The sequence below is a fragment of the Streptomyces sp. CAU 1734 genome (assembly GCF_039888735.1).
Taxonomy (GTDB): Bacteria; Actinomycetota; Actinomycetes; order Streptomycetales; family Streptomycetaceae; genus Streptomyces.
In genome coordinates, this window is the sequence record NZ_JBDQQP010000013.1 from 205,733 (window position 1) to 222,706 (window position 16,974).

Consider the following 16,974-nt stretch of genomic DNA (forward strand, 5'->3'; position numbering starts at 1 on the left):
GGCAGGGTGCTCCCCATGAGCCTACCCAGCTCCTGTATGGTTGGGGCACGAAGGGTGTACGCCATCCTTTGTTTCCAAGGACACCCCGGTAGCCCAGCGGTAGAGGCAGTGGTCTCAAACACCATCCAGCGTGGGTTCGAATCCCACCCGGGGTACTTTACCTGCGATTACAAGGTCACGACCGAGGCCCCTCTCGTGAGGGGCCTCGAGGCGCTGTCCCGAGCCGGACGGCCGGGCTCCCGGCCCGCGTCAGCCCACCGGAGCGGGGTCCTCGCCGATCCGGTGCACCCGGACCAGATTGGTGGAGCCGGTCACCCCGGGGGGTGATCCCGCGGTGATCACCACGATGTCGCCGGGCGCGCACCGCCCGATCCGCAGCAGCTCCTCGTCCACCTGCGCCACCATCGCGTCGGTGGACTCCACATGCGGCCCGAGGAAGGTCTCCACCCCCCAGGTGAGGTTGAGCTGGGAACGGGTCGCCGGGTCGGGCGTGAAGGCCAGCAGCGGGATCGGCGAGCGGTAGCGGGAGAGCCGCTTGACCGTGTCGCCGGACTGGGTGAAGGCGACAAGGAACTTGGCCCCCAGGAAGTCGCCCATCTCCGCCGCCGCGCGCGCCACCGCACCGCCCTGGGTCCGGGGCTTGCTCCGCTCGGTCAGCGGCGGCAGCCCCTTCGCCAGGATGTCCTCCTCGGCGGCCTCGACGATGCGGCTCATGGTGCGGACCGTCTCGACCGGGTACTTGCCCACACTCGTCTCGCCCGACAGCATCACCGCGTCGGTGCCGTCGATGACCGCGTTGGCCACATCGGACGCCTCGGCGCGGGTGGGGCGGGAGTTCTCGATCATCGAGTCCAGCATCTGGGTCGCGACAATCACCGGCTTGGCATTCCGCTTGGCCAGCTTGATCGCCCGCTTCTGGACGATCGGCACCTGCTCCAGCGGCATTTCGACGCCCAGGTCGCCCCGCGCCACCATGATTCCGTCGAAGGCCGCGACGATGTCGTCTATGTTCTCGACGGCCTGCGGCTTCTCGACCTTCGCGATGACCGGGAGGCGCCGGCCCTCCTCGTCCATGATCCGGTGCACATCCTCGATGTCCCGGCCGCTGCGGACGAAGGAGAGCGCGATGACATCGACGCCGATGCGCAGGGCCCAGCGCAGATCCTCGATGTCCTTCTCGGAGAGCGCGGGCACGGAGACGGCGACACCGGGGAGATTGAGCCCCTTGTGGTCGGAGACCATCCCGCCCTCGATGACGGTGGTGCGGACCCGGGGACCGTCGACTCCGGTCACCTCCAGGGTCACCTTGCCGTCGTCCACCAGAATGCGCTCGCCGACGGTGACATCGGCGGCGAGACCGCCGTAGGTGGTGCCGCAGATGGTGCGGTCGCCCTCGGCCTCCTCGACCGTGATGGTGAAATCGTCGCCGCGCTCCAGGAGCACGGGACCCTCACTGAAGCGTCCGAGCCGGATCTTCGGGCCCTGGAGGTCGGCCAGCACTCCGACACTGCGGCGGGTCTCGTCGGACGCCTTGCGGACGCGGTGGTACCGCTCCTCGTGGTCCTCGTACGAACCGTGGCTGAGATTGAAGCGGGCCACGTCCATTCCGGCCTCGACCAGCGCTTTGATCTGGTCGTACGAGTCGGTGGCGGGGCCCAGGGTACAAACGATTTTCGCTCGGCGCATGGCCCGAGCCTACGTCTTACCCACCGGTAGGACCTGACTTGCGCATGACTGCCCAACAACCTTTGCACGAACGGCTCTTGACAACTGCTGAAGTGTGCGCAGGGGTGCTCCGATGAGCGTTTCCGGGTGTGTTCGTCCGGATACGGGGAGCACGCGAAGCCCGCCTCCGCCGGCCCCCCGCCCGGGGTTCACAGCTTCGGCGGGGTCATCGTGAAGCGGGCGTTCACCTGGGCTTGAACCGTCTGGCGCTGCGGCTCCAGATCGAGGGCGGGCAGGCCCTTGTCCAGCCCGGACGACTCCGCCGCGAACCCCGCCGCGTGCATGATGCCGCGCGGCCTGCCGTATCCGCCGGCGTTCTCGGCCTCCAGATCGGCGAGTTCGACCAGGGCGACCAGACCGGCGTCCAGCGCCGCCGCGTACTCCCGCGCCCGCTGCACCGCCTCCCGTACCGCCCGGCGGCGGGCCTCCCCGTACGCGGGCGAGTCGGGGCGCAGCGCCCACCACGGGCCGTCGACCCGGGTGAGCTCCTGATCGCCGAGCCGGGTGACCAGTTCGCCCAGTGCGGTGAAGTCGGCCAGCGCGGCGGTGAGATGGACCCGGCCGTGGTAGGCCCGGACCCGCTCGCCCCGGCCGCGCTTGGCCGGTTCGGGGGTGATGGAGAAGGAGCCGGTCTCCACCTTCTCCACCGCCTCGCCGTAGGACTTGATCAGTTCCAGGACCGAGGCGTTGCGGCGGGTGAGGTCGTCGAGAGCGGCGCGCCGGTCGGTGCCGCGCGCGCTGACGGCGACCCCGATACGGGCGATCTCCGGGTCGACCTCCAGCAGGGCCTCGCCGCGCACCGCGACGCGCGGGGTCTCGGGGGTTCCGAAGGGGACGGGTGTTCCGGTACCGGTGGTCATGGAGGCTCCCTCGTGCGGTGTGCTCGGCCGTCGTACTCACCGACCACTGTCGCATCCGGAGCGGGCGCGCGGGGCCGGGCCGCACCGGCGCCGGCCCCGCGCGGTCCGTCAGCCGCGCCGCGACAGCGGTACCGGACGCGGCAGCAGCGGGTTCGCCTGGGCCGGTACCCGGGTGTTCTCCCGCTGTTCCAGGCCGAAGCTGGTGAAGGCGGTGCGGTGCGGCAGCGGGTACGGCTCCTTCCCCGTCAGCGAGTTGAGGATGGTGGCGCTGCGCCAGGCCACGAGCCCCAGATCGGGGGCGCCGACGCCGTGGGTGTGGGTCTCGGCGTTCTGCACATGGACCGAGCCGGTGACCGAGTCGTCCAGGATCAGCCGGTACTCGGAGTCGATCCGGGGCCGGCCGGAGGAGTCGTGGCGGATGTACGGGTCGAGTCCGGCGAGCATCCGGCCGACCGGGCGTTCGCGGTAACCGGTCGCGAGCACCACGGCGTTGGTGGTGAGACGGGAACGGGTGCCCTGCTGGAGGTGTTCGAGATGGAGCTCGATCCGGGTGGTGGCGAGCCGTCCCGCGGTGCGGACGCCGACGCCCGGGGTGAGTACGGCGTCGGGCCAGCCGCCGTGGAGGGTGCGCCGGTAGAGCTCGTCGTGGATCTCGGCGATGGTGCGGGCGTCGATGCCCCGGTGGAGCTGCCACTGGCCGGGGATGATCCGGTCGCGGGTCTTCTCGGGCAGGGCGTGGAAGTAGCGGGTGTAGTCGGGGGTGAAGTGCTCCATCCCCAGCTTGGAGTACTCCATGGGCGCGAATGCCTCGGTCCGGGCCAGCCAGTGGAGCCCCTCGGCCCCGGCGGGGCGCGCCCGGAGCAGATCGAGGAAGATCTCGGCACCGGACTGGCCGGCTCCGATGACGGTGACATGCCCCGCGGCGAGGAGTCCGGCCCGGTGGCCGAGGTAGTCGGCGGAGTGGATGACGGGGACGCCCGGCGCGTCGGCCAGCGGCCGGAGGGGTTCGGGGATGTGCGGCTCGCTGCCGACGCCGAGGACGATGTTACGGGCGTGGGCGCGGCCGACGGTCTCCTCGCCGCCCGCCTCCGCGCCCGCCTCGGCCCCGGTTCCGGTCCCGGTCCCGGCGAGCCGGGTGAAGTCGACCTCGAACAGGGCGCGTTCCGGGTTCCAGCGGACGGCGTCGACCCGGTGGCCGAAGTGGAGGGTGGTGAGGTTGTCGCTCACCCAGCGGCAGTAGGCGTCGTACTCGGCGCGGTGGATGTGGAACTTCTCGGCGAAGTAGAAGGGGAAGAGGCGTTCGCGCGAGCGGAGATAGGCGAGGAAGCTCCAGGGGCTGGCCGGGTCGGCGAGGGTGACCAGATCGGCGAGGAAGGGCACCTGGAGGGTGCTGCCGTCGACCAGGGTGCCGGAGTGCCAGCTGAAGCGGGGGCGCTGTTCCAGGAAGGCGGTGGCCAGCCCGCCGGGGACACCGTCGGCGAGCGCGGCCAGGGAGAGATTGCACGGGCCCGCGCCGACCCCGATGAGATCGAGCGGCCGGTCGGATTCGGAGTCGTGCCCCGGCTCGGGAGCGGAATCGGGCTCGGGTGGGGGGCCGGGGCGCGCGGGGGCGGTCATCCGGGGTTGCTGCCTTCCACGAGTGCGGTCAGACGGGTGAGGTCTGCGGTGGTGGTGTGGGGGTTGAGTACGGTGGCCTTGAGCCAGAGCCGTCCGCCCGCGCGGGCCCGGCCGAGGACGGCGGTGCCGTCGGTGAGCAGGGTGCGGCGGATCCGGGCGATGTCCGCGTCGCCGGCGCCGGCGGGCCGGAGGAGCACGGTGGTGAGGGCGGGCCGCTCCCACAGTTCCAGTGCGGGGTTCCGCTCGATGAGCGCGGCCAGTTCGCCGGCGGTGGCGAGAACCCGGTCGACCAGTGCGCCGAGGCCGTCGCGGCCCAGCGCCCGGAGGGTGACGGCGATCTTCAGGGCGTCGGCGCGGCGGGTGGTGCGCAGGGAGCGGCCGAGGAGATCGGGCAGACCGGATTCGGTGTCGTCGTCGGGGTTGAGGTAGTCGACGGTGAGGGAGAGCGGGGCGAGGCGGGTGCGGTCGGCGACCGCGAGGAGCCCGGCGGCGATCGGCTGCCAGCCGAGTTTGTGCAGGTCGAAGGTTACGGAGTCGGCTCGTTCGAGTCCGGCGAGCCGGTCCCGGTGGCGGGCGCTGAAGAGCAGGCCGCCCCCGTAGGCGGCGTCCACATGGAGCTCGGCGCCGTGCCGGGCGCAGCGGTCGGCGATCGCCGGGAGGGGGTCGATGAGGCCGGTGTCGGTGGTGCCGGCGGTGGCGATGACGAGATGCGGGCCGGGGGTGAGGGTGAGTGCCGCCTCCAGCTCGGCGGGGTCCAGGCCCTCCCCCGGGCAGACCACGGGCTCGGGGAGGCCGAGAAGCCAGGCGGCACGGCGTACGGAGTGGTGGGTTCCGGCGGAGCAGACGGTGCGCAGCCCGGGGTGGTGGGCCTCGCGGGCGAGCAGGAGCGCGAGCTGATTGGACTCCGTGCCGCCGGTGGTGAGCACGGCGGCGGGCCCGGTGGGCGCGGCGGATGACGGGTAGATCTCGGCGGCGAGCGCGGCCGTGAGCGCGGCCTCCAGCTCGGAGGCGGCGGGGGCCTGGTCCCAGGAGTCCAGGGAGGGGTTGAGCGCGGAGGCGGCGAGATCGGCGGCGACGGCGAGGGCGAGCGGCGGGGTGTGGAGATGGGCCGCGCAGAGCGGGTCGGCGGGGTCGGCGGTTCCGTGCGCCAGGGTGTGCACGAGCCGTCGCAGCGCCTCTCCCCCGCCGGTGCCGTGTTCCGGCAGTACGGGTTCGGCCGCCGCCCGCACTCTGGCGGCGACGGCCCCCGGCCCGCCGGCGGGCAGCGGCCCGCGCCGGTCGGCGGCGCCGTCGCGGAGCGCGTCGAGCACGGTGGCGAGCAGGGGCCGCAGCGCGTCGGGCCCGGTGGTGCCGCCGGAGAGCGGGGGGAGGGCCGCGGGGCCGGCTCCGCTCTGCGGGGCCTGCGGCGGGCTGGGCGGGGTCATGGATGTGTCCTCCGGCGGGGGCGTTGGGTCGGTCCCGGTCACCCCCGGGGTGGGAGGGGTGTGCCCGCTGCCCAACGAGCCGGGGTGCGGAGGGGTATTGCGGCGGATGGGGGCGCGAGGAAGCACGTGCGCGCCCTGAACCCGGACGGGAGCGCCGGGGCCGCCGGGGCGGGGGCCCCGGGGGCGGCGGCGGTGTCGCGGGTGGGGGGCGTCCGCCCCGGGCCCCGGGGGCCCGGAGAAGGTTCCGCCGGGGCGGGCGGCGACGGGAACGCCCTCCCGCGCCGGCCGGGCGGCGGGGGAGGGCGTTGGCGAAAGCGCCGGGGGGGGGGTCAGCCCCGGACGGACAGGGCGCGGCGCAGGTCCGCGAGCTGGTCCACCAGCTTGCGGCGCATCGCCGGGGTCATCCCGGTGTCCGCCAGGCACTCCTCGCCCAGCGCCAGATGGTCCGCGTCCACGGCGTGGACCGGGAAGGCGTACCGCCCGGCCGCCTCGGCGATGGCGGGGCCCCGGCGGGCGGCCAGGGCCACGGCCGCCGGGTAGAAGCGGGTGACATAGGGGCTCACCAGCTCGGCCTGCTCCGGCTGCCAGAAGCCCTGGGCCGTCGCCGTGAAGAGGTAGTTCGACAGCGTGTCCGAGGTGAAGAGGAGCTCCCAGGCGGCGGCCTTCGCCTCCGGGGAGGGGAGCGCCGCGCGGCAGCGGGCCGCGCCCTCCCGGCCGGTGGCGCTGGGATCGAGCTCCAGCTCGGCCGCGATGGCGCTCTCGTCGGTGGCGCCGAGGACGGCGAGCCGGTAGAGGATGCGCCAGCGCAGCTCCGGGTCGAGCTCCGGACCGCCGGTGACGCTGCCGTCCGCCAGCCACTCCTGGATGGTCTCCGGCTGGGCGGCGGCGGCGATGCAGTGGCGCACCGCGATGAGACGGAGGCCGCTGTCGCTGCCGTCCTCCGTGCGGCGCATCAGCGCGCGGCAGATCTCCCGGATCACCCCGAGCGCCGCCGGGCGCTCCCCGGCCGGGAGGTAGCGGTCCGCGATCTGCGCGGCGGCGAAGCCGAGTACGCCCTGCACGATCGCCAGATCGGATTCGCGCGGCAGATGGACCCGGGCCGCCTCCAGATAGGCGGTGGGGGCGAGATCGCCGTCCCGGACCATGTCGCGGGCCGCGTTCCAGATGACGGCTCTGGTCAGCGGGTCCGGGATCCGGGAGAGCACGCGCTGGGCGGTCTCCCAGGAGCCGGCGTCGAGGCGGATCTTGGCGTAGGTGGTGTCGTTGTCGTTGAGGACGACCAGCGAGGGGCGGCGGCCGGGCCTGGGCTCGGCGGGCGCCCCGCCGGCGGGCACATCGAGCTCGAAACGTCCCCGGAGCACCATCCGCTCCTGGTCGACCGGGTCGATGTCGTACGCGCCGACCGCGATCCGGTGCGGGCGGGAGCCGTCCCTGGTGACGCCGAGGGACCAGGAGCCGTTCGCCTCGGTCACGGTCTGGCCGAGGGTGTCGATACCGGTGGTCCGCAGCCAGGCGTCGGCCCAGCCGTGCACATCGCGGTCGGTGGCGCGGGCGAGGGATTCGATGAAGTCGGCGAGGGTGGCGTTGCCGAACTTGTGCCGGTTGAAGTGGTTGTTGATGCCGGCGAGGAAGTCCTTCTCGCCCATCCAGGTGACCAGCTGGCGCAGTGCGGAGGCGCCCTTGGCGTAGGAGATGCCGTCGAAGTTGAGCAGCGCGGAGGCGGTGTCGGGGACGGCGTCCGGGTCGGGGGCGACCGGGTGGGTGGAGGGGCGCTGGTCGGCGTCGTATCCCCAGCCCTTGCGGTTGACGGCGAAGTCGACCCAGGTGTCCTTGAAGCGGGTGGCCTCGGTGAGGATCTGGAAGCCCATGTACTCGGCGAAGGACTCATTGAGCCAGAGGTCGTCCCACCACACCATGGTGACGAGGTCGCCGAACCACATGTGCGCCATCTCATGGGCGATGACCATGGCCCGGGTCTGCCGCTCGGTGTCGGTGACGGCGGAGCGGAAGACGAATTCGTCGCGGAAGGTGACGAGCCCGGGGTTCTCCATCGCGCCCGCGTTGAACTCGGGCACGAATGCCTGGTCGTAGGAGTCGAAGGGGTACGGCTCCTCGAACTTCTCGTGGTACCGGTCGTAACACTGGCGGGTGATCTCGAAGAGTTCGTCCGCGTCGGTGTCGAGGTGCTCGGCGAGCGAGCGGCGGCAGTGGATGCCGAAGGGGAGCCCGGCGTGCTCGGTGCGGACCGAGTGCCAGGGGCCGGCCGCGACGGCGACGAAATAGGTGGCCAGCGGCAGGGTCGGGGCACAGGTCCAGGTGCCGGCGCCGTCGTGGGTGGCGATGCCGTTGCCGAGGACGGACCAGCCGGCCGGGGCCTTCACGGTGACTTCGAAGACGGCCTTCAGATCCGGCTGGTCGAAGGCGGAGAAGACGCGCTGGACGTCGTCCATGAAGAGCTGTGTGTAGACATAGGTCTCACCGTCGCTGGGATCGGTGAAGCGGTGCATGCCCTCGCCGGTGCGGGAGTAGCGCATGTCCGCCTCGACCCGCAGTTCGTGTTCGCCGGCGCTGAGCCCGGTGAGCGGGAACCGGTTGTCGTCGAGGGCGGCGGTTTCGAGCGGCTGTCCGTCCAGCGTCACGGAGTGCAGGGCGGCCGGCTTGATCTCGAAGAAGGTGTCCCCGTCCGCGCGGGCGGTGAAGTGTATGACGGCCCGGGAGCCGAAGGTCTCCTCACCGGGTTCGGCGGGCGCGGTGGGCGCCGCGTTCTTCGGTGGATCCTCGGCCCCCGGTGTCAGATCGAGTTCGATCGTGTACCGGTGGACGTCGAGCAGCTGGGCACGGTTCTGCGCTTCGTCGCGCGTGAGTACGGACATGGGGGCCATGCTGCCTGATGAGCGGCGCCGTGCACACGTGGATCCCGTTCCGCTGTGAGCGCACGGGCGGCGCGCGCGAGCCGGGCCGGTCCCGGGCTCCGGTCCGGCCGGTGCGCACCGGTGTGCCGGATCCGCGGGGTGATCCGGGTGTCAATCCGGGAGGTACGGGGCGGGAGGGGAGCAAACACTCCCCCGAGGCGTCACCGGCACCCGGACGATCCCGGGCAAGTACCGAAAGGCCCCCGGATGATTCCGCATGGGTACCGGCAGGTTCCGGGTGGATGCCGGCAGGCTCCCGCACGATTCCGGACGGGTGCCGGCAGACCCCCGGACGGTTCCGAATGGGTGCCGGCGGGCTCCCGGACGGTTCCGGGTGAGCGCCGACCCGGCCCCGCCCGTACCGCTCACACGCCGTGCGGCCGGTCCGGCGTCGCGGCGGGTGCGTCGGTCTGGGCCGCGATGGTCTCGTGGTGGCGGATCACCTCGGCGATGATGAAGGTCAGCAGCTTCTCCGCGAAGGCGGGGTCGAGCCGCGCGCTCTCCGCGAGCTGGCGCAGCCGCTCGATCTGGCGGCCCTCACGCGCCGGGTCGGCGGTCGGGAGCTGGTGCCGTGCCTTGAGCTCGCCGACCTCCTGCGTGCACTTGAACCGCTCGGCGAGCATGTATACGACAGCGGCGTCGATGTTGTCGATGCTTCCCCTCAGCCGGTCCAGTTCGGCCATGACGCTCGCATCGATGTTCCTGGTGGTCATGGTCGTCGAGCTTACGTGGGACGGGCGGCGATGGTGGGCGGGTGTTCAGGGTCCGGTACGCGGTCGCTCCAGCCGCCCGGGACGGCCCGCCCCTGCCTGCGGCGGAAGCGGACCGGCGGCACCCCGACCCGGCGGGTGAAGAGCCGGGAGAAGTAGGCGGGGTCCTCGTATCCCACCCGGCGGGCGACGGCCGCGACGGGCAGCTCCGTGGCGGCGAGGAGCTCCTTGGCCCGGCCGAGGCGGATCGAGAGCAGATAGTCCTTGGGGCTGCATCCGGCGCCCCGGCGCACGGCGGTGCGCAGTTCGGTGGCGGTCATGCCGTGCCGGGCCGCGTGCTCGGCGACCGAGAGGGGCTGGAAGGCGTCGCGGGCGAGGGCGCCGAGGACCGGGTCCCCGGCGGGATTGGTGTCGGCGCGGGCCCGGCGCAGCGCGACGAGCAGTTCATGGACGGCCGCGCCGGTCTCGACCTCCAGCAGCGGATTGTCCCGGCGGGCGGCCCTGGCTATCCGGCTGATGGCGGCGCGCGGCCCGGCCGGATCGGAGAGCGGCACCACGGGCCGGTCCGGCTCGATGTAGCCGAGCTCGGTGTAGGTGACGGTCGCGGGCCCGGAGAAGTCGACGAAGCACTCGTCCCAGCCGCCGGGGTCGGGGCCGTAGTGATGGCGCGCGCCCGGGGTGAGCCAGATCAGCGCGGGCGCGGTGATCGCGGTCCGGGTGCCGTCCGCGCCCCGGAACCAGCCGCTGCCCGCGCTGATGACGACGGCCACATGGTGGTCCAGGACGCGCGGCCCGACAGCGGGCAGGACACCGTGCTGGAGTCCCACGCCGAGACAGACGAGGCCGAGGCGGTAGTGGATCGGTCCTGGGGTGAAATACCGCATCCAGGTGTGATACATCCGCCTCTGGCCTCTCGCTGTCGCGCCCGGGGGCCCGCCGCCGGGCACCTCCGGCACCTGTGGTGTCAGAGGTTCCGCTGTGAGCCGTGGTGCGTTTTTGTGTCCAAACAGCGCCGATCTTTGTCCATGGACCGGCCCACCGCCAGGGGTCGAAAGTAGGTAGATGGCGGACTTCAGTGTGGGCGGTACGGATTTTCTGTTGGACGGGCGGCCGGTGCGGCTGCTCTCGGGGGCGCTGCACTATTTCCGGGTGCACGAGTCCCAGTGGGACCACCGGCTGGCGATGCTCCGCGCCATGGGACTCAACTGTGTCGAGACCTATGTCCCCTGGAATCTTCACGAGCCCTCGCCGGGCAGGTACCACGATGTCGAGGCGCTGGGCCGGTTCCTGGACGCGGCCCGGGAGGCCGGGCTGTGGGCGATCGTCCGGCCGGGCCCGTACATCTGCGCCGAGTGGGAGAACGGCGGGCTGCCGCACTGGCTGACCGGCCGTTTCGGGCGCCGGGTGCGCACCCATGACGCCCGGTATCTGGGCGAGGTGGACCGCTGGTTCACCCGGCTGCTGCCGCAGGTGGTGGAGCGGCAGATCGACCGGGGCGGGCCGGTGATCATGGTCCAGGTGGAGAACGAGTACGGGAGCTGGGGCAGCGACCGGGAGTATCTGCGGCATCTCGCGAGCGTCCTGGAGGACTGCGGGGTGAGTGTGCCGCTCTTCACCTCGGACGGGCCCGAGGACCACATGCTCACCGGCGGTTCGGTGCCGGGCGTGCTGGCCACCGTCAATTTCGGCTCCGGCGCCCGGGACGCCTTCGAGACGCTCCGCCGCCACCGGCCCGACGGTCCGCTGATGTGCATGGAGTTCTGGTGCGGCTGGTTCGATCACTGGGGCGACGACCACATGTCCCGGGATCCGGAGGACGCCGCGAAGGCGCTGCGGGAGATCCTCGAACTCGGCGGCTCGGTCAATGTCTACATGGCCCACGGCGGGACCAACTTCGCCGGCTGGGCCGGCGCCAACCGCTCGGGCCCGGTCCAGGACGGCGATCTGGAGCCGACGGTCACCTCGTACGACTACGACGCCCCGATCGACGAGGCGGGCAGGCCGACCGAGAAATTCCACCGCTTCCGGGAGATCCTCGCCGAGTACGCGGACGGCCCGCTGCCCGCGATCCCGCCCGCTCCCCCGGTGCTGGCCGAACCGGCCCACACCGTACTGACCCGGTGGGCGCCGCTCGGCGAGGTGCTGGAGGCACTCGGCGACGAGGAGACAGTCTCCCCCGTGCCGCCGACCTTCGAGGAGCTGGGGGTGGACCGGGGTCTGGTCCGCTACCGGGTCGCCGTCCCGGGCCCCCGCCGGCCCTATCCGCTGCGGGCGTCGGGCCTGCGGGACCGGGCGGTGGTGTACGTGGACGGGGTGCGCGCCGGGGTGCTCAGCGAGGACCACGAGACCCTGCCCGAGCCCGTGGCGGGCCCGGCCGATGTCGAGCTGTGGGTGGAGTCGCTGGGCCGGGTCAACTACGGCCCCCGGGTGGGCGAACCGAAGGGAATCACCGGCGGTCTGCTGCACGAGCGCCAGTATCTGCACGGGGTGCGCGCCCGGGCCCTGCGGCTGGACGCCTTCGAGCCCGACGCGGTGGCGGGCATCGCCTTCCGCACCCCGGAGACCGGCGGCACCGTCCCGGCCGGCGGCCCGGCCGGCCTCTACCGGGGCACGGTCACGGTCACCGCGCCCGGCGACGCCTGGGTGACCCTGCCGGGCTGGAACCGGGGCTTCGTCTGGGTGAACGGCTTCTGCCTCGGCCGGTACTGGTGGGTCGGCTCCCAGGAGGCGCTGTACGTGCCCGGCCCGGTGCTGCGGGAGGGCGAGAACGAGGTGTGGGTGCTGGAGCTGGAGGAGGCGGGCGGGGAGTTCGGGCTGGGGTGAGGGCGGTACGGGGCGCGGTGGCCGGGGTCCGGCCCGGCGGGTGGTCACAGCCGTCCGGGAGTCACCCGCCGGCCGGTCACCGCGTCGATGAAGAGCTCCGGCGCCTCCGGGCCGCCGCCCATCATCCAGACCGGCCGCCACCCGCCGGGGAGCCGCTGGGCCAGCAGTACGGCCCCGGCGGCCTCCGTACCGGTCGCCGCCTCCGCGATCCGCTCGGCCTCCGCCCGGCCGACGACGGCCCGGGGCAGTACCGGATCGGGCAGCGGCTTGGAGTCGAAGCCCAGGATCCGTCCGCCGGCGGTGAGGGTGATGTCCAGCCGCATCGGCATCATCACTCCCCCGATGTATCTGCGGTAGGTGAGGACATGGATCCCGCCCCCGGCCCCGCCGACCCGTTCGACGGACGCCCTGCTGCCGGCGACGCTCTCCGGGAACCAGCGGGCGGCGAACCCCGCGCCCCGTTCGCGTACCCGCGCGTCGCCCGGGCTTCCGTCCTCCGCGCGGTAGCCGGTCGACCAGGCGCGCACCAGGATCCGCTCCGGCCACCAGGCGACCAGCTCGCCCCGGTCGGTCCGGGCGGTGATCCGCGTCCGGCCGCCGCCGCGATCGGCGGTGGTCCCCGTGGTCCGGGTGCCCTCGCCGAAGACCTCCTCGGCCGCCGAGGCCAGCCACGCCTCCGCGCCGTCCGGCGCCCGGACCACCGCCTCGCGCTCCTCCCGGGCCGCGACCGCGTCCACGGTGGAGACGGAGGCCGCGGACCAGCCAAAAAGCAGTCCCGCCCCGGTGAGGGCCAGCCCGGCACTCCAGCAGAGATCGCGCACGGCCCGGTCGACCCCCGCGCCGCGCAGCCGCAGCCAGAGCACCCCGGCGGCGGCCCCGGCGAGGGCGCCCACCGCGTTCGCCGCCAGGTCGGTGACGCTACAGGCCCGTCCCAGCGGCCCGTTGGCCTGGACGATCTCCACGGTGCCACTGCCCACCACGGCGACGGCGATCACGGTCAGGGGCCTGCGGAAGACCCGTACGCCCAGTGCGGAGACCGGGACGAAGAGAGCGATGTTCAGCAGGGCGCTCGGGGAGGTGAGCAGCCGGGCGGGCGCCCCCGTGTCGCACAGTCCGTGCATGCCCGTGCCCACACTGCCGGGCAGCAGGGCGACGGCCAGCACCCCGGCCAGCGCCACCGCGAGCATCACCGGCGGCCCGCCAGGCCTGCCGCGCACCCGGGCGACCCAGGCGGTGGGCAGGGCGAGCAGCACCGCGATCACGGCGAAGAAGGGGATCAGACCCGGCGCGGCGGTGACCGGGGTGTCAATCATCAGGCGGACCCCTCACATGCCGGGACCCGGGCGGGCGGGAACTCCGTCCCCGTTCTTCGGCGGCACATGACGGAACGTACAGATGGCCCGGGTTGAGCGGAGGGGTGGCGCGGAGTACTCGTCCCGAATCCGCCCCATGGAGTGAAGGACGGCCGACGCCGGGGTGCCGGACGGCACCCCGGCGGCTCCCGTCGGCCGTTGCCGTGTCCCCGTCGGGAACGCGGCCGAGGGCGTCAACTCCGGTGCGACGCCGCGCGGGACGAGCACCGGTCCGTCCTGTCGGACCCGCGCCCTGTTCCTGTCAGACGCGGGCCCTGTTCCTGTCAGCGAACCGCGCGCACGCCCCGGAACTCACCGGCGGGCGCGACGACGCCACCCGTGCGGGGCGCGGACCGGTGTGCCGCCTCCGGTGACTCGGCCGCCCCGGCCGCCGCTTTCCCGGGCAGCCTCTCGGAAGGGGAAGCCGAGGCGGAGCGAGAATGAATCGCACAGCCGCCACTGCTTCGACCACGCCCCTGACACCCGAGACAAGCAGCTTCCGGCTCCTGGAAAGCACCAGTTCACCCCTCTCGATTCCGGCATGCGGCCCGCCCGCCCGCAGGGCCCGACGTGCTCCCCAGCCTGCCCCGAACGGCGGCGGATGTCCTTGGCACAGAGGGCCGGGCTTCTTGTGGATCCGTGCCCTCCCCACTGTCGGGCCGCACGGTGCGCGGGGCGGTGCCGGGCCTCAGAGCGAGGGGCCGGCCCGCAGCGGGGCGATGAATGCCGACCACGCGGAACGGGTGAATATCAGGGCCGGGCCCTGGGGGTTCTTGCTGTCACGGACGGGGAGCACGCCGGGGAGGCCGTCCGCAACCTCGATGCAGTAACCACCGTCGCCGTTGCTGTAGCTCGACTTGCGCCAGCCGATCAAGGTGGAAGCCTCAGGAATCATCGTCATCTCTGTACTCTCTCAAGTAGTTGCGCAGTAGATCCAGGGATTCGCCCTCCGAAAGCGCCTGGCAACGGACTACATCGAAGTTCTGCACGAGATCAAGAACTCGCTGCGGCGTCTCCACCACAGCGCCAGAGATGAAGCTCTCCGCATACCCGATGGTAGTGCCATCTCCGAGCGTCAGCAGAGACAGAGTTCCGCCCATCAATGAATGCCCGCCATGAGTGAAGGGCAGCACCTGAAGGGAGATGTGCCGGGCTCCGGCGACTTCGATGATTTGACTCATCTGGTCCGCCATGCAGTGTGCTCCACCCAGGGGTCGTTTGAGGGCCGCCTCATCGATGATCGCCCAGTACAGGGGCTTGTCCGACTTCTCGAAGAGACGCTTGCGTCGCATCCGAGTGGCAACCTTCTCCTCCACCTCCGCCGGGGACGCGTTGGGCTTCGAGATACGGAACAGCTCCCGGGCGTAGTCCTCGGTTTGCAGCAGGCCCGGGATCAGACTGCTGTCGAACACCTGGATCCGGATCGCTCTGTCCTCACTCTCCAGGACCGCCTGAACGTAGTCCGGAATCGTCGAGTCCTGCGCCACCGTGAGCAGTTCGACGAACAGCTCATGCGTACGGAAGTGGGCGTCCAGCGCCTGCGCCAAGGCCAGGGACGGCAACTGCTCCCCGCGTTCCACCCTGCTCAGATAGGTGTGGGGGTAGCTCACCTCGCTCTCCAGCGCCCGCAACGACAGGCCCTCCCCCATCCGCATCCGGCGCAGCCGCCGGCCCAGCAATGTGCGTGGCGTCGGCTTCGCCGACTCCTCGTCACCCGGCTCCATATTCGAACTCCCTTTCACCTCTCTTGTCCACAAACAGCTTTGGTCACACGCCACCCCGCTACCTCGGATGCCGTTTCAGCGATGGTAGAAGCAACTCCCCTATCGTCGGAGTGAATTAAACAACAAAACCCCGCGACCAACGCAATCGGTCCGAGGCATTGGCCAACGCTTTCGACGGAGCGTCAACACGGTGAACACTATTGCTCGCCTCATCGGTAAAAGTCGATGGGGCTTATTCCCAACCCTTCAAACACTTCGGATGACGATGGCACATGCCCTTCCGTCCGGAACATTCATTCCGCCGGGGCGGAGAATTCTCACGGAGGGGGCGGGATGACCACGTCGCAGGATTCACCGGAACCGCGCGAGAACGTGATTGCCGGCGCCGTGGTCTCCAGGTGGGGGCGCGGCCATCGCTGTGTCGGCCGGGCGCGGGCCGAACTGCGGGACGCGCTCCGGGCCTGGGGGCTCGGCTCGATCGAGGAATCGGCGCTGCTGGTGCTCTCGGAGCTGCTGACCAACGCCGTCCGTCACGCGCGGGTGTCGCCGGGGCGGGAGATCGAGACCCGGTATCTCCTCGTCCCGGGCGGTGGCGGGGTGCGGATCGAGGTGCACGACGCCTCCGACGTACTGCCACGGGCGCGGGACCCCCTGCCGGACGCGGTCGGCGGGTGGGGGCTTCCGCTGGTGGCGGCGCTCGCGACGGTATGGGGGGTGAGCGGGCGGGAGGGGCCGGGGAAGGTGGTCTGGGCGGAACTGGCTCCGGCTCCCGGCCCGGTCGGCACCCAACGCGCCCCGACGCCCGAATCCGGCTGAGATCCGGCCCGCGCCGAAGCGCCGGTCCCGGCCGGCATCCGTCCCGGCCCGCCCCGGCCCGGAGCCCGCTGCGGCATGATCGGAGCGGCGCCGATGCACTGGAGGGCTGAACCGCATGACCTGGTCCGAGCGCGTGGTGACGCGGGACGGTGTCCGGCTCGTCTGCCGGGACTGGGGCGGGGCGGGCGAGCCCGTCGTACTGCTGCACGGTCTGGCGGGCCACGCGGGTGAGTGGGACGCGACCGCCCGGCTCCTGAGCCCCCGGTGGCGGGTGGTCGCGGTCGACCAGCGCGGGCACGGCGGGAGCGACCGCCGACCGCCGGATGTCTCCCGTGCCGCGTACACCGCCGATGTCCGCGCGGTCGTGGACCGGCTGGGTCTGCGGCGGCCGGTGCTGGTCGGCCAGTCCCTGGGCGGGCACACGGCCATGCTCACCGCCGCCGCGCATCCCGGCCTGACACGCGCGCTCGTGCTCGTCGAGGCGTCGCCGGGCGAGGCGAAGCCGGACGCTCCCGCCGTGATCGGACGGTGGCTCGACTCGTGGCCGGTGCCGTTCGCCTCGCGCGAGGCCGCCGTCCGGTTCCTCGGCGGCGGGCCGGTGGGCGAGGGCTGGGCGAGCGGACTGGAGGAACGGGACGGGGGCTGGTGGCCCCGGTTCGACCGGGAGGTCATGGTCCGCTCGCTGGCGGAGAACGCCACGCGTTCCTTCCGGGAGGAGTGGCTGCGGGTCGAGTGCCCGACGCTGGTGGTCATGGCCCAGGACGGCTTCATCGCACCGGCGGAAGCCGATGCCATGCTCCGTGAAGGACCCGTCACCACGGCCGTCTGCGTTCCCGGAACCGGCCACGATCTGCACCTGGAGCAGCCGGGGATTCTGCACACGCTCCTCTCGGAGTTCCTCGGCGGACTCGGCCGGCCCGGCCGGCGCCCGGGGTGCGATGCCGGGGCGGGCCGGCCGGATCCGTCCTCAGTCCCCGGACGGGCCTGAGGACGGATCCGCGCACGAGCCGG

At 72.4% G+C, this 16,974-nt stretch carries 13 protein-coding genes and 1 tRNA gene; 4 read left to right on the forward strand and 10 right to left on the reverse strand.

Annotation, left to right across the window (positions count from 1 at the left end):
• Positions 1–82: 82 nt before the first annotated feature.
• Positions 83–155, forward strand: a tRNA-Leu gene (locus tag AAFN69_RS25330).
• 94 nt (positions 156–249) lie between these two features.
• On the opposite strand, the gene pyk is transcribed toward AAFN69_RS25330, so the two are convergent.
• The 7 genes from pyk to AAFN69_RS25365 all read right to left on the reverse strand — a co-directional run bounded on the left by pyk (position 250) and on the right by AAFN69_RS25365 (position 10,147).
• A complete protein-coding gene (pyk, locus tag AAFN69_RS25335; protein ID WP_347731039.1) occupies positions 250–1,686 on the reverse strand; it encodes a pyruvate kinase in 1,437 nt (478 codons plus the stop codon).
• A gap of 188 nt (positions 1,687–1,874) precedes the next feature.
• Positions 1,875–2,585 (reverse strand): SIMPL domain-containing protein, encoded by a 711-nt coding sequence (locus AAFN69_RS25340; RefSeq protein WP_347731040.1) that lies wholly within the window; start codon positions 2,583–2,585, stop codon positions 1,875–1,877.
• 108 nt (positions 2,586–2,693) lie between these two features.
• Positions 2,694–4,202: a SidA/IucD/PvdA family monooxygenase gene (locus AAFN69_RS25345; RefSeq protein ID WP_347731041.1), complete on the reverse strand. Its 1,509-nt coding sequence runs from the start codon at positions 4,200–4,202 to the stop codon at positions 2,694–2,696.
• Positions 4,199–5,626, reverse strand: a complete 1,428-nt coding sequence (locus AAFN69_RS25350; RefSeq protein WP_347731042.1) for an aminotransferase class V-fold PLP-dependent enzyme — start codon at positions 5,624–5,626, stop codon at positions 4,199–4,201. The genes AAFN69_RS25345 and AAFN69_RS25350 overlap by 4 nt, the downstream gene beginning before the upstream one ends.
• Positions 5,627–5,955: 329 nt before the next feature.
• The gene (pepN, locus tag AAFN69_RS25355) at positions 5,956–8,499 is read right to left on the reverse strand and encodes an aminopeptidase N (protein WP_347731043.1); all 2,544 of its coding nucleotides are present in this window, start codon (positions 8,497–8,499) and stop codon (positions 5,956–5,958) included.
• 404 nt (positions 8,500–8,903) lie between these two features.
• Positions 8,904–9,251, reverse strand: coding sequence for a chorismate mutase (locus AAFN69_RS25360; protein ID WP_347731045.1), 348 nt, complete (start codon positions 9,249–9,251; stop codon positions 8,904–8,906).
• Between the two features lie 11 nt (positions 9,252–9,262).
• Positions 9,263–10,147, reverse strand: coding sequence for an AraC family transcriptional regulator (locus AAFN69_RS25365; RefSeq protein WP_347731046.1), 885 nt, complete (start codon positions 10,145–10,147; stop codon positions 9,263–9,265).
• Positions 10,148–10,310: 163 nt separating this feature from the next.
• Between AAFN69_RS25365 and AAFN69_RS25370 the strand changes: the two genes are divergently transcribed.
• Positions 10,311–12,071 (forward strand): beta-galactosidase family protein, encoded by a 1,761-nt coding sequence (locus tag AAFN69_RS25370; RefSeq protein ID WP_347731047.1) that lies wholly within the window; start codon positions 10,311–10,313, stop codon positions 12,069–12,071.
• A 44-nt stretch (positions 12,072–12,115) separates the two neighbouring features.
• Here AAFN69_RS25370 and AAFN69_RS25375 read toward each other — a convergent pair whose 3' ends face one another.
• The 3 genes from AAFN69_RS25375 to AAFN69_RS25385 all read right to left on the reverse strand — a co-directional run bounded on the left by AAFN69_RS25375 (position 12,116) and on the right by AAFN69_RS25385 (position 15,147).
• A complete protein-coding gene (locus AAFN69_RS25375; protein ID WP_347731048.1) occupies positions 12,116–13,384 on the reverse strand; it encodes a VanZ family protein in 1,269 nt (422 codons plus the stop codon).
• Between the two features lie 727 nt (positions 13,385–14,111).
• On the reverse strand, positions 14,112–14,324 hold the full coding sequence (locus AAFN69_RS25380; protein WP_347731049.1) for a DUF397 domain-containing protein: 213 nt from the start codon (positions 14,322–14,324) through the stop codon (positions 14,112–14,114).
• A complete protein-coding gene (locus AAFN69_RS25385; protein ID WP_347731050.1) occupies positions 14,308–15,147 on the reverse strand; it encodes a helix-turn-helix transcriptional regulator in 840 nt (279 codons plus the stop codon). Before AAFN69_RS25385 ends, AAFN69_RS25380 begins: the two co-directional genes overlap by 17 nt.
• Before the next feature lie 333 nt (positions 15,148–15,480).
• Here AAFN69_RS25385 and AAFN69_RS25390 point away from each other — a divergent pair, with 333 nt between their 5' ends.
• Together AAFN69_RS25390 and AAFN69_RS25395 are read left to right on the forward strand one after the other, a co-directional pair.
• Complete coding sequence (locus AAFN69_RS25390) at positions 15,481–15,963, forward strand: ATP-binding protein (RefSeq protein WP_347731051.1); 483 nt, start codon at positions 15,481–15,483, stop codon at positions 15,961–15,963.
• A gap of 115 nt (positions 15,964–16,078) precedes the next feature.
• Entirely contained in the window at positions 16,079–16,951 is an 873-nt protein-coding gene (locus tag AAFN69_RS25395) for an alpha/beta hydrolase (RefSeq protein ID WP_347731052.1), read from the forward strand.
• Positions 16,952–16,974: the final 23 nt, after the last annotated feature.